This window comes from Kribbella aluminosa, from assembly GCF_017876295.1.
Lineage (GTDB): Bacteria > Actinomycetota > Actinomycetes > Propionibacteriales > Kribbellaceae > Kribbella > Kribbella aluminosa.
Genome location: NZ_JAGINT010000001.1, coordinates 876189 through 888728, shown reverse-complemented (window position 1 = coordinate 888728; position 12540 = coordinate 876189). Strand labels below are relative to the sequence as shown.

13 protein-coding genes are annotated in these 12540 nt (G+C 69.3%); 1 reads left to right on the top strand and 12 read right to left on the bottom strand.

Features of this window, described 5'->3' with window-relative positions; translation table 11 throughout:
* The 7 genes from JOF29_RS04395 to JOF29_RS04365 form a co-directional block, all read right to left on the bottom strand.
* A complete protein-coding gene (locus JOF29_RS04395; protein ID WP_209692953.1) occupies positions 1-186 on the bottom strand; it encodes a hypothetical protein in 186 nt (61 codons plus the stop codon).
* A gap of 11 nt (positions 187-197) precedes the next feature.
* Entirely contained in the window at positions 198-1277 is a 1080-nt protein-coding gene (locus JOF29_RS04390) for a cytochrome P450 family protein (protein WP_209692952.1), read from the bottom strand.
* The gene (gene bioD / locus JOF29_RS04385; RefSeq protein WP_209692951.1) at positions 1274-1930 is read right to left on the bottom strand and encodes a dethiobiotin synthase; all 657 of its coding nucleotides are present in this window, start codon (positions 1928-1930) and stop codon (positions 1274-1276) included. The genes JOF29_RS04390 and bioD overlap by 4 nt, the downstream gene beginning before the upstream one ends.
* Complete coding sequence (locus tag JOF29_RS04380) at positions 1927-3045, bottom strand: 8-amino-7-oxononanoate synthase (RefSeq protein ID WP_209692950.1); 1119 nt, start codon at positions 3043-3045, stop codon at positions 1927-1929. The genes bioD and JOF29_RS04380 overlap by 4 nt, the downstream gene beginning before the upstream one ends.
* Complete coding sequence (gene bioA / locus JOF29_RS04375) at positions 3045-4316, bottom strand: adenosylmethionine--8-amino-7-oxononanoate transaminase (RefSeq protein WP_245357884.1); 1272 nt, start codon at positions 4314-4316, stop codon at positions 3045-3047. Before bioA ends, JOF29_RS04380 begins: the two co-directional genes overlap by 1 nt.
* 127 nt (positions 4317-4443) lie before the next feature.
* Positions 4444-5388, bottom strand: coding sequence for a zeta toxin family protein (locus JOF29_RS04370; protein ID WP_209692948.1), 945 nt, complete (start codon positions 5386-5388; stop codon positions 4444-4446).
* Complete coding sequence (locus JOF29_RS04365; protein WP_209692947.1) at positions 5385-5759, bottom strand: hypothetical protein; 375 nt, start codon at positions 5757-5759, stop codon at positions 5385-5387. The genes JOF29_RS04370 and JOF29_RS04365 overlap by 4 nt, the downstream gene beginning before the upstream one ends.
* Before the next feature lie 308 nt (positions 5760-6067).
* Between JOF29_RS04365 and JOF29_RS04360 the strand changes: the two genes are divergently transcribed.
* Complete coding sequence (locus JOF29_RS04360) at positions 6068-6247, top strand: hypothetical protein (RefSeq protein ID WP_209692946.1); 180 nt, start codon at positions 6068-6070, stop codon at positions 6245-6247.
* A 206-nt stretch (positions 6248-6453) separates the two neighbouring features.
* Here JOF29_RS04360 and JOF29_RS04355 read toward each other — a convergent pair whose 3' ends face one another.
* The 5 genes from JOF29_RS04355 to JOF29_RS04335 all read right to left on the bottom strand — a co-directional run bounded on the left by JOF29_RS04355 (position 6454) and on the right by JOF29_RS04335 (position 12448).
* The gene (locus JOF29_RS04355; RefSeq protein WP_209692945.1) at positions 6454-7437 is read right to left on the bottom strand and encodes an isopentenyl transferase family protein; all 984 of its coding nucleotides are present in this window, start codon (positions 7435-7437) and stop codon (positions 6454-6456) included.
* A 29-nt stretch (positions 7438-7466) separates the two neighbouring features.
* A complete protein-coding gene (gene bsaP / locus JOF29_RS04350) occupies positions 7467-7649 on the bottom strand; it encodes a biotin synthase auxiliary protein BsaP (protein ID WP_209692944.1) in 183 nt (60 codons plus the stop codon).
* Complete coding sequence (gene bioB / locus JOF29_RS04345) at positions 7646-8641, bottom strand: biotin synthase BioB (protein WP_209692942.1); 996 nt, start codon at positions 8639-8641, stop codon at positions 7646-7648. Before bioB ends, bsaP begins: the two co-directional genes overlap by 4 nt.
* 517 nt (positions 8642-9158) lie before the next feature.
* Positions 9159-10859 (bottom strand): GMC oxidoreductase, encoded by a 1701-nt coding sequence (locus tag JOF29_RS04340; protein ID WP_209692940.1) that lies wholly within the window; start codon positions 10857-10859, stop codon positions 9159-9161.
* Positions 10856-12448 carry a succinic semialdehyde dehydrogenase gene (locus JOF29_RS04335; RefSeq protein WP_209692939.1) on the bottom strand — a complete coding sequence of 531 codons (1593 nt, stop codon included), beginning with the start codon at positions 12446-12448 and terminating at the stop codon, positions 10856-10858. The genes JOF29_RS04340 and JOF29_RS04335 overlap by 4 nt, the downstream gene beginning before the upstream one ends.
* Between the last annotated feature and the right edge of the window lie 92 nt (positions 12449-12540).

The window sequence follows — 12540 nt, the reverse complement described above, 5'->3', positions numbered from 1 at the left end:
CTATCGGTGCAGGTCAGCAGTGCTGTAATCCGTCGCCCGGAGCGGCTCGTTGGTGACCTTCAGGCCGGGGAAGCGGCGCCGCATCGCGGCCTCGTGGCGGGCGGCTCCTGCCGGTTCGCCGATGTAGTCGGCCAGCTGGTGCGGTCCGAACCACAGCCGGACGCGGTGGCGCGTTGGGAAGGTCACCTTGCAGGACGCTAGCCTCGCGAGTTGTCCGAGGTGTTACCGCGCGTTACAACCCGAAGACGCTTCGGGGCCTTGAACGACAGCAGGTCGATCATCGGTGGCTCTTCGATCGGCCGGACGCCGATCAGCAACTCCTGCGCACATTCCAGCGCGACTCGGCTTTCCAAGCGGGCGAGGCCGGCGCCCAGGCAGCGGTGGATGCCGATTCCGAAAGCCAGGTCGGCGGGGCCGCCATGGCTGGTCAGGCCGAGGAGAATCGGCGCCTGGGCGGGGAGGTCCACGGCGCCGAGGGCGGTCGGGGCGGCGGTGATTCGGCGCCAGGTGGGGACGGAGGAGGCGTTCCGGAGTACGTCCTCGACGAGCTCAGCTGAGTTGATCGGCTTGCCCAGCGCGTGGTGGAACGCGGTGGAGATGAGCTGGGTGGTGGTCTCCTGGCCGGCGATCAGCAGGAAGTAGCCGACGGCGCAGACCTCCTCGTCGGTGAGGCCGAGTTCGACCAGTACGCCGAAGAGGTCGTCGGCCGGAGCTTCGCGGGCGGCCGTCGTACGCGCACGGAGCCACGCATAGAACTCGGCCGCGCCGTGCGCGAGCTCCAATTGGCGGTCCTCGTCCGGCCGGCCCCAGAAGAGCTCGAGGGAGTCGAGGCTCCAGGCTTTCAAGGCCGGTACGTCGACATCGGTCAAGCCGAGCAGGTGGGTTAGGACGAGGGCGGGGGGCTCGGCGGCGATCGCCTGGACGAGGTCGACCACTTCGCCAACTGCCAGGCGGGCGGAGGCGGTTGCTACGAGGGAGGTGTTGAGGTCGCGGGCGAGCGGTTCTACGGCGGCGACGCGGGCGGGGCTGAAGAAGCGGGCCACGGCGGCGCGGATGGGGCGGTGGGACTCGCCGGCGTTGTTCGCCAGCGTCGGTGGAAGTGCGAAGCCGACTGCTGACAGGACGCGGAGTGCTTTCACGGAGAGCGGGGTGTGCGCGAGTACGGCGTTGTCGGGCCGGAACGTCTGCGGGTCGAGCAGCACCTCACGCGCCATCGCCGGGTCGTCGACCACCCAGTACCCGAGCCCCTCGTCGTACCGCGCCGGACAACCACTCATGTGAACCAACTGGGGGCGGTGGAGCGGAAGTGGTCTTGGGGCCAGGTGCCGACACCGGCGGGGATGCGGCCGATCAGGGGGACGCCGGAGGTGGCCGGGAGGTCGTCCAGGTTGCAGCGTTCGGCGAGGTCCGGCTCGGCCGGCCAGGAGCCGATCACCAGGCCCCCGACCGGCAGCTCGCGGGTCCGGAGCGCCTCGACGGTCAGGCCGGTGTGGTTCAGGGTGCCGAGCCCCGCGCGGGTCACCACCACGAACCGGAACGGGGACGTCAGGTGCTCCGCGAGATCCGCCAGGTTGTTGCCGTCGGCATCGAGCCCGACGAGCAGACCGCCGGCGCCCTCGACCAGCACGGTGTCGTACGTCCGGGCGAGGTCGTCGATCGACGCGGCGTACTCCTCGACCGACGGCAGCGCGATCCCGGCCCGCCGGGCGGCCGTCGTCGGGCCGAGCGGTTCCGGCAGCCGGACGCCTTCGTGCAACGCGGTCACGCCGCTGAGCCGACCGACCTCCGCGAGATCACCGGGCTCGTCGGGCGCGACACCGGTCTGCGCCGGCTTCACGACCGCGACCGACTCCCCCGCACACACCGCGAGCGCGGCCGTGACGATCGTCTTGCCGATGTCGGTATCGGTACCGGTGACGAAGGTGATCATGAGCGCCCGATCGCGTCGGCGATCACGGCGCAGGCGCGATCGAGGTCCGTTGCTGACAGTCCGGCGTGCGCGGTGAGCCGCACCCGGGAGATCCCGTCCGGAACCGACGGCGGCCGGAAGCTCCCGACCCGTACGCCGTTCTCCAGACACAGCTCGGCCGCCCGCACAGTCTCCCGCGGACCTGGCATCGGCACCGAGACCACCGCGCCCCGCGACGGCGGCACTCCAGCGGCGGCCGCCAACCGCGCCGCGGCGGCATGTACCGCGGCAGGGCGATCCGGCTCCGCCTCCAGCACCCGCAACGCGGCAAGGGCCGCCGCACACGCGGAGGGATTCAGCCCGGTGTCGTAGATGAACGGGCGCGCGCGGTTGATCAGGTGATCGCGCAACACCGACGGCCCGAGTACGACGCCGCCCTGCGACGCCAGCGACTTCGACAGCGTCATCGTGACCACGACATGGTCGAGCCCGGCGAGGCCTGCCCCGCGGACCGAACCGTGCCCGTCGCCGCTGACGCCCAGCCCGTGCGCCTCGTCGACCAGCAGTACTGCATCGTGCGCCAGCGCGACCGCCGCGAGTTCGGTCAGCGGGGCCTCGTCGCTGAGCACGCTGAACACCGACTCGGTCAGCACCACCGCGTGCGGCTCGTTGCGCTCGGCAAGTACTTTCTCGACGGCGTCGACGTCGTTGTGCGGGACGACCTCGACCCGCGAACGCGCGAGCCGGCAGGCGTCCACCAGCGAGGCGTGCACGTGCTCGTCCGAGACCAGCACCGTGCCCGGTCCGCCGAGGGCGGTGACGATGCCGAGGTTGGCCAGGTACCCGGACGAGAACGCGAGCGCGGACTCCTGACCCGCGTACGCCGCCAGCGCGGACTCGAGCTGCTCGTGGAGTTCCGTCGTACCGGTGACCAGGCGGGACGCGGTCGAACCGGTGCCCCAGGTCTCGACCGCCGCTGCCGCCGCCGCGATGACGCGGGGATCCCGGGCCAGGCCGAGGTAGTCGTTGCCCGCCAGGTCGATCAGGTCCTCGGCGGCCGCCCGCGCACGCAGCCGCCGGGTCAGCCCGCGCGCCTCCAGCGCGGCGGCCTTCGGAGCGAGCCAGTCGTCGAGCATCAGCCGACCTCCTCGACCGCGCCGGTGATCGCCGCGGCGATGGTGGCGATCTCGTCGTCGGTACAGACGTACGGCGGCATCGTGTAGACGAGGTCGCGGAACGGCCGCACCCAGACCCCACGCTGCAAGACCGCCTCGGTCATCCGCGGCAGATCCACGGGACCACCGAGCTGTACGACGCCGACCGCGCCGATCACGCGCACGTCCTTCACCGCCGGCAGGTCCCGCGCCCTGCTCAATCCTGCCTCCAAGCCGGCCGAGATCTGAGCAACCCTCGTAGCCCAGTCCTGGGAAAGCAGGAGATCCAGGGATGCGAGGGCGACCGCACAGGCGAGGGGGTTCGCCATGAAGGTCGGGCCGTGCATCAGGGCGGCACCCGGTCCGTTGGACACCGTCTGCGCGACGTCCGACGTACACAACATCGCCGCCAGCGTCAGATACCCACCGGTCAGCGCCTTGCCGACGCACAGGATGTCCGGGTCGACCCCCGCGTGCTCTGAGGCGAAGAGGGTTCCCGTCCGCCCGAACCCGGTCGCGATCTCGTCGAAGATCAACAGGAAACCGTGGCGGTCGGCGAGCTGCCGCAGTACCCGCAGGCAGGCCGGGCTGTACGGATACATGCCGCCGGCACCTTGGAGGATCGGTTCGACGATGATCGCGGCGATCTCGTCTGAATGGGCCGCAGCCAGCTCTGCCATTGCATCGGCCCAGGACTGCAGTTCGGGGTCAGCTTCGGTTCTGTCGAAGTCGGCCGGGGGCTGGGGGCCGAAGAGCTGGTCCTGGAGGGCGCCGGTGAAGAGCGAGTGCATGCCGTTGACCGGGTCGCAGACGCTCATCGGTGCGAACGTGTCGCCGTGGTACCCGCCGCGAACCGTCAGCATCCGGGTCCGCCCGGTGTTGCCGCGGGCAACCTGGTACTGCAGCGCCAGCTTGATCGCCACCTCGACCGAGACCGACCCCGAGTCGCAGAAGAACACGTGCCGCAACGGATCCGGCGTGATCTCCACCAGCCGCTCGGCCAGCCGGATCGCCGGTTCGTGGGTCAGCCCACCGAACATCACGTGGCTGAACTCGTCCACCTGCCGCTTCAGCGCCGCGTCCAGCACCGGATTCCGGTACCCGTGGATCATGCACCACCAGGACGCCATCGCGTCGATCGCCTCGACACTGCCTCCCGCCCCGTCGTCGAGCCGCAGCCGTACGCCGGACGCACCCCGCACCAGCCGCACCGGCGACGGCTCACTCAGCGACGAATACGGATGCCAGAGCAACTCCGCATCCCGCTGTTGCCAAGCACTGACCGACTGTGACACCGCTCTCCTCCGTCCTGAGGATTCACAACGGTAATCGCTCCACCTCCCACCCCGGCCCACAGATGGTCAGGATGTGATCAGTGCCCTAGTACGACGACGTCCCGGCCTTCGCCCTGTGCAACGTCAACGCGTCGGGGTGGACCCGCGACCGTCCCATCGCGTTCACCGCACGCGTGCCCTCGACCGCCTCGTCCCGGATCCACTGCACGGGCGCGACGAGCCCGAGCGGCTCGATCTGCGCCACGGCCTCCAGGAAGTAGCGCGACTCCAGCACGGTCCACGCGCGCTCCCGCTCCCAGGCGATCGCGTCCGCGGTCCGGGCCGGCTGCTGCCAACCGCCGTTGCCGTCGCGCTGGTTGCCGTACACCAACTGCCCGTCCGGCCGCAGTACGGCGACGCGGTCGGCCCACTCCGCCGCGTCCACCAGCTCCGCTGCCCGGACGACGCCCGCGTATCCGGCATCGTGGGCGCTCCGCTCGGCGAGCCTGCCGAAGCCGAACTTCTCCAGCGACCGGATGTGCCGCTCGAGGATGCCGAGCAGGCTGCGCGCCTCGTGCACCGCCAGCAGCGCGACCTCGACCTGGTAGCCGGCCGCGCGGAAACGGGCAGCCGAGGCCGCGAAGGCGTCCGGGTCGGCGAGCTCCGTTTCGACGATCACGTCGTACCGCTCCTGGATCGCCAGTTCCTCGGCCTGTGCGAGCCAGCGGAGGCCGTCGGCGGCGACGTACCGTCCGGCGGCCGGCGGTGTATCGGCGATCTGCTCGTAGAAGTCCGGGTGGTACGGCTCGTAGGTCAGAGCACTGAGGACGAGCGGACGGCCGCGGCGCTGCAGGACCGCCTTCGCCAGCGCGGTGATCGAGGCCTTGCCGTCACCCGGCTGGCCGCCGACGAACACCACGACAGGCTGCTCCTGCGGCACGCCGGCCAGTTGGTCCGGAACGATCCGGTCGCGGAAGATCCGTCGACTTTCAGCCTCGTCGAGCAGGTGCTGGTCGTCGTCGGCCGGCGCAGTCCCCCATGGAGCGGTCACGGTCGTCCCTGCGCCTCGTCATCCGTCTCGTCGTCATTGTCGTCGTCTTCGTCGTCGTCGTCATCCTCGTCGTCCTCGTCGTCGGCGGCGAGAAGGTTGTCGGCGTCGAGGGCGATGCTCTCGATCGAACGGCTGTCCAACGGGGTGAGTTCCTGCGCGCGCTTCGCCCAGGCCAGCTGTTCCGCCCGCCAGAGCTCGATCGTTTCGGTGTCGGGCTCGTCCGCCAGCTCGGCCGTCGCGATCAGCTGCGAGTAGAAGCCGATCGACTGCCGGACCCCCTCCAGCATGGTCTCGTACCCGACCCCGCGCGGCGATGTCCACGTCGCTGTGCCAAGCCCGGCGAGCACGTTGACAGCGGCGACATTTACCACGCATGAACCTTATCCGACCGTCTGGGTCAGGGATCCCTGGCCTGCCGATCCGCTGAACGGGAGGTGAACCCCCGGCGCGGTTATGTTTCCAAAACGTCGAACCGGAGGGGAACCAGTGACCGGTAGACGGCGTCTGCTTCAACAGGACGATCCGGAGCCGCCCGGCGGCTCGCAGCGAAGAGGGGCGATGGCGTGGCGTCGTACGGCAAGGGTGGCCAGGGCCAGGACGCTAGTTCGCTGCACGACCTCTGCTGACACACACACTCACACACGAGCCGGTACTGCGGCCGTGCCGGAAGGGGTAAACGATGGCTACTGGTAAAGACGGCAAGGAACGCGAGCACAAGGGCAAGGGCAAGAACACCGAGACCAAGCACCAGTACGGTCAGACTCGCAACAAGAAGGACCAGGAGCGGAACCCGAACCCCAACACCAGGGCCGGGCGGAAGGTCATCCAGCAGAACAAGGACAAAGGCAAGACCAAGTAGCCCGTGGAGCCTTCGTAATACCCGGGCCGGGGCAACCGCTGAACGGTTGACCCCGGCCTACTCACGCCCCACGCCGCCGCGACCCCCGCCGACCGGAGGCGCCGCCTGTGCGTTTGGCTGATTTGCTGCCGCCGGTGCGTTGGCCCGTTCCGGTTGACGGCCTTCCGGTCGTTCCGCCCGAGCCTGGTTTGGGGCGCTGTCCACCCTCACGGGGTGATTCGGGGGCTTCCAAGGTTTTCTTGACGGCGGCGAAAGCGTCGTCGGCGTTGCGGATGGGGCGGACGCCTACGAGTTTTCCGATGGCGGCGCGTTGGCGGCGGGTGTGGGTCTGGATGCGGTCGACGACGCGGGTGCGGACCTCGGCGCGATCGGACTCGTCGAGGTTCTGGACGGACTTGCCGCGGTCCAGGGCCACGTCGAACCACTCGGTGTACCCGTGCGTGTGGACGACCTGGTTCGGGGACTTCTGGCCGAGCCGGCGGTACTGCGCAAGTACGTCGTACCGCTCCTCCAGGCCGAGCACCTCGTCGCGCAGGGCCGCGAGCGACCTGGTGGTCGTACGTCGCGGCGACGCGCTGGTCGATGTCCGTGGCGGAGCGGTCGACGGCGAACACCACCTGCCGGGTGGCCGGTGCGACGGCGCGTTCGGGATCGTTGCCCATGGCCCGTGCCAGGGCGTTCACGATCGCGTCGTAGTTGTTCTCGTGGATCTTTCCGGCCGCCTGCGGGTCGAGGCGGGCGAGGACGGCGTACGCGTCCTCGGCCATGCTCCGCGGGAAGTCCCGGCGGATCGCGTTCCGGGCCTCGGCGACCGCGTCCACCTCCCAGCCCTCGAGCAGCGAGCGGACGTACACGCTCGTCCCGCCGACGATCACCGGGACGCCGCCGGACGTCCAGCAGTCCTCCATGTGCCGACGCGCCTCGGCGACGAACGTCTCCAGTTCGAGCTTCCGCACCGGCTCGGTGACGTCGATCATCGTGTGCGGGATGCCGCGCATCTCCTCCGGCGTGGTCTTGCTGGTGCCGATGTCCATGTACCGGTACACCTGCCGCGAGTCCGCGGAGACCACCATCGGCGGCAGCCCGAGCTCGTCCCGGATCCGCAGGCAGAGATCGACCGACACCGCGGTCTTCCCCGCCGACGTCGGCCCGTACAGGGCGACCAGCAGGCGCGGCGCAGCATCGGACATACCCCAACCCTAGCTGGCCCCGCCCCCGTTCACCCTGCCGTCAGTACGCCGTGCACCGAGCAGCGGGCGGTCCAGCCCATGGGGTGGACCTGGACGATCATCCGGCGCCGGCATTCCGCGCAGTACCGCGGGGGCTCCAGCGCGAGTGCCTGGGCGCAGGACGCGTGGTTGCCCTCGGTCAGGGTCTGGCCGCATCTGCCGCAGTACGTCACAGCGACTTCTGGAGTTCCTTGACCGGCATCTTCAGCTCGGCGAGGAGGTCGAGGTCGGCGGTCGCCGGGCGGCCGAGCGTGGTCAGGTAGTTGCCGACGATCACCGCGTTGATGCCGCCGAGCAGGCCGTCCCGGGTGCCCAGGTCGCCGAGGGTCAGCTCGCGGCCGCCGGCGTACCGAAGGACGGTCCGCGGCATCGCCAGCCGGAACGCCGCGATCGTCCGCAGCGCGTCCTTGCCGTCCATCACGTCCAGGTCGGCGAACGGCGTACCCGGGCGCGGGTTGAGGAAGTTCAGCGGGACCTCGTGCGGGTCCAGCTCGGCGAGCTGCGCGGCCAGCTCGGCGCGTTGCTCCAGCGACTCGCCCATCCCGACCAGGCCGCCGCAGCACAGCTCCATCCCGGACTCGCGCACCATCAGGCAGGTCTCCCAGCGCTCCTCGAAAGAGTGCGTGGTGACGACGTCGCCGAAGTACGACCGGGCCGACTCGAGGTTGTGGTTGTAGCGGTGCACGCCCCACGACTTCAGCTCGTCGACCTGCGCCTGGGTGAGCATGCCGAGCGAGCAGGCGATGTTGATCTCGACCTCGGCGTTGATCGCGTCGATGCCGGCCTTCACCTGGGACATCAGCCGCTCGTCCGGCCCGCGGACCGCGGCCACGATGCAGAACTCGGTGGCCCCGGTCTTCGCGGTCTCCTTGGCGGCCTCGACCAGCTCCGGGATGTTCAGCCAGACCGCGCGCACCGGCGAGGTGAACTGGCCGGACTGCGAGCAGAAGTGGCAGTCCTCGGGGCAGCCGCCGGTCTTCAGCGAGATGATCCCCTCGACCTCGACCTCCTCGCCGCACCATTTCACCCGGACGTCGTGCGCCAGCGCGAGCAGTTCCGGCAGCCGCTCGTCGGGCAGGCCGAGCACCTCGACCAATTGCTCCTGGCTCAGCCCAGCGCCCTGCCCCAGAACCTGCTCACGTGCCACGTCCAGGATGTCGCTCATAGTTCTCCTGCCTCATCAGAACGGTCGGGCTTCACAGTAGGTCAGAGGGGGACTCCGATACTGCGGTGGGCGTCACGTGGAACACCTCCGGCCGGAGTGCCTCATCGCCACTCTCCGCACTTCTCCGGAAAGTTTCTGGATTTTTCTGTGGAACCTCGTAACCCCCCGTAGATGGGCTCGTTGATGTGTGCAGAGGCGGTTACCGCAAGGAAGACCGCCACCCGGTTACCAAGAGCAACTGAAGCTGATCATTACAGTCAGCACGCAGAGTGGTCACAAGGCCTGGAGCTCGCGGAAATCGGAGGTAAGGTAGTAACCAAGAGCTCGGGTCGCCAGCTATGGCTGGCGATCCGATCCCAAAGCGCCGGGCGCCTCACCCCGGCTTGAGTGGGTCCCTCGGGAAACGATTTGGGCGGAAACGTTCCCGAGGGACCTGCTCCCTTTTCTGGAGCATTTAAGAAAGCCTCAGCAACTTACTGCTGAGGCTTTTTCATTTGCCTCGAACAACGACCTTCTGTTACGGCTCCGTCACAGACTGCTTCGGAAAGATCGGCAGCCGCAACGCCCCCGGAGCATCGTCCGGTACGACGGGATGCTCGGGCTTCACCGGCTGGATCCGCCGGTACTCCGTGCCGACCACCGGGCGCGGGTCGTCAGCGCCCTTGTTCGGCCAGAACGACAGCGCCCGCTCGGCCTGGGCGGTGATCGTCAGCGACGGGTTCACGCCGAGATTCGCGGAGATCGTCGAGCCGTCCACGATGTGCAGGCCGTCGTACCCGTAGACGCGGTGGTACGGGTCCACCACACCGGAAGCCGCCGAGTCCCCGATCGCGCAGCCGCCGATGAAGTGCGCGGTCATCGGGACGTTGAACGGCTCGCCGATCGTGCCGCCCGGGGTCCCGTTCATCAGCTTGGCCATCCGCCGGACGACCTCGTTCGCGACCGGGATCCAGGACGGGTTCGGCGCACCGTGGCCCTGCTTGGAGGTCAGCTTCCAGCGGCCCAGGCGGTCGCGCCTGCCGTACGTCGTGATCGAGTTGTCCGCGGTCTGCATCACCAGCGCGATCACGGTCCGCTCCGACCAGTGCTTCAGGTCGTACAGCCGGCGGATGTTCTTCCGCTGGATCCCGAGCTCGCGCAGCCAGGTCCGCCAGCGCGGCTTGTCGCCGTCGCCGTCGGTCAGCACGGTCTGCAGCAACGACATCGCGTTGCTGCCCTTCCCGTACCGGACCGGCTCGATGTGCGTGATGTCGTCCGGGTGGAACGAGGACGTGATCGCCACGCCCCGGGTGTAGTCGACGCCGGTCTCCCGAGAGATTGCCCCGAGCAACGATTCGGAGTTGGTCCGGGTCAGCACGCCGAGCCGGTCCGACAACCGCGGCAGCTTGCCCTCGTCGCGCAGCCGGTGCAGGAGCTTCGCCGTACCGAGCGCCGACGCGGCGAACACCACCTGCTGAGCGGTGAACCGGCGCGTGGACTTCTTGTTCGACGTACGGCGGGTGTCCACGGCGTACCCGCCGCCCGGGAGCGGCTCGACCGACGTGACGGTGGTCAGCGAGTAGACCTCCGCGCCGGCCTTCTCGGCCAGGTACAGGTAGTTCTTCGTGAGCGTGTTCTTCGCGTTGTGCCGGCAGCCGGTCATGCACTCGCCGCAGTCGATACAGCCGCTACGCCGCGGTCCGGCGCCGCCGAAGTACGGATCGTCGACCTCGACGCCGGGCTCGCCGAAGAACACGCCGACCGGCGTCGGGTGGAACGTCTCCCCCACGCCCATGTCCTCGGCGACCTGCTTCATCACCTTGTCGGCGGGCGTGAAGCCGGGGTACGTCGTGACGCCGAGCATCCGCTTCGCCTGGTCGTAGTACGGCGCGAGCTCGGCCTTCCAGTCGGTGATGTGCGACCACGCGCGGTCGGTGTAGAACGCGGGCAGCGGCTCGTACAGCGTGTTCGCGTACACCAGGCTGCCGCCGCCGACGCCCGCGCCGGACAGGATGATCACGTCCCGCAGCGCGCTGATCCGCTGGATGCCGTACATCCCCAGCCGAGGGGCGAACAGGAACCGCTTGGTGTCCCACGAGTTCTTCGCGTACGACGCGTCGTCGAACCGGGCGCCCGCCTCCAGCACGCCGACCGTGTAGCCCTTCTCGGTCAGCCGCAACGCCGACACCGACCCGCCGAACCCCGATCCGATGATCAGCACGTCGTAGTCGCAACTCACGGTCGGCCGATCTTCTTGAGGACCCGGAGTGCGCCGGTCATCAGCTCGGCGAACTTCTCGTCGGAGATCCCGTGCGACGCCGCGATCGGGATCAGCCGCTGGGTGGCGATCGACTGCGGTTCGACGTACCGGCGGATGCCCTCGACGCCCTGCCTGCGGCCGAGGCCGGAGGAGCGCATGCCGCCCATCGGGGTGTCGATCGAGCCGAACGTCGCGCCGTACCCCTCGTTGACGTTCACGGTGCCGGCCATCAGCTGCGCGGCGACCGCGCGGCCGCGGCGGCCGTCCCGGGTCCAGACGCTCGCGTTCAGGCCGTACTCGCCCTCGTTCGCGCGCTGGATCGCCTCGGACTCGTCGGAGAACCGGTAGATCGAGACGACCGGCCCGAAGGTCTCGTTGTCGAAGCACTCCATCGCGGGCGTCACCCCGGACAGCACGGTCGGCTCGTAGAACAGCGAGCCGATGTCGGGGCGCGGCTTCCCGCCGGCCAGCACGGTCGCCCCTCGGGAGCGGGCGTCCTCGACGTGCCGGGTGACGGTCTCGAGCTGCGCCTTCGAGATCAGCGAGCCCATGTCGACGTCCCAGCCGGTGCCGGCCGAGAGCTTGAGGTTCTTCACCCGGTCGACGAACGCGGTCACGAACGCGTCGTACACCTGGTCGGCGACGTACAGGCGTTCCATCGAGACGCAGAGCTGGCCGGCGTTCGCGAAGCACGCGCGGACGGCGCCCTCGGCGGCGCGGTTGATGTCGGCGTCCCGCAGTACCAGCATCGGGTTCTTGCCGCCGAGCTCGAGGCTGCAGCCGATCAGCCGCTCACCGCACTGCTGCGCGACCAGCCGGCCCGTCTTGGTCGAGCCGGTGAAGCAGATGTAGTCGGCGTTCTGGATCAGCGCGCCGCCGACGGTCGGGCCGTCGCCGTTCACCGCGAGCCAGGCCTCGCGCGGCAGGCCGGCCTCGTACAGCAGCTCGATGCCGCGCAGCGCGGTCAGCGGGGTCTGGCTGTCCGGTTTGTGGACGATCGTGTTGCCGGCCAGGATCGCCGGCAGGCCGTCGGAGATCGCCATCGTCAGCGGGTAGTTCCACGGCGAGATGATGCCGACGACGCCCTTCGGGACGAACCGTTCCTCGGCGCGGGTGAGCACCGGGAAGATCCCGAGCTTGCGCTGCGGCTCGAGCAGCTCGAACGCCTTGCGGCCGTAGTACCGCGCGGTCAGCGCGACGTGCGCGAGCTCCTCGAACGCCTGCTTCCGGGCCTTGCCGGACTCGCGGATGATCAGGTCGACCAGCTCGTGCCGGTGGTCGAGGACCAGGTCGTGGTACCGCAGCAGGATCGCGGCGCGCTCGGCGAGCGGCACCCGGCGCCAGGTCTGCTGGGTCTTCCGCGCGACCCGGACCGCGGCCACCACGTCGTCCGCACTCGACACCGGCAGGTCCGCGATCGGCTGCCCGGTCGCGGGCGCGTACGACGTCCTGGTGCCGGCCGTCGCGCGCAGCAGCCCGGACAACCGGCGGATGACCGACTGGTCGGTCGCGTACGACGCGGTCGGATCGAGCTCCGGATCTGCTGGAATCGACGTCTGCTCACTCATAACTGAAGGCTACCTGTCGGTAATAGGGACTGTCAGTATCAGAGAATGGTTAAGCTGATCCGCTGAAACCGGTGAAGGGGTGGAACGTACAG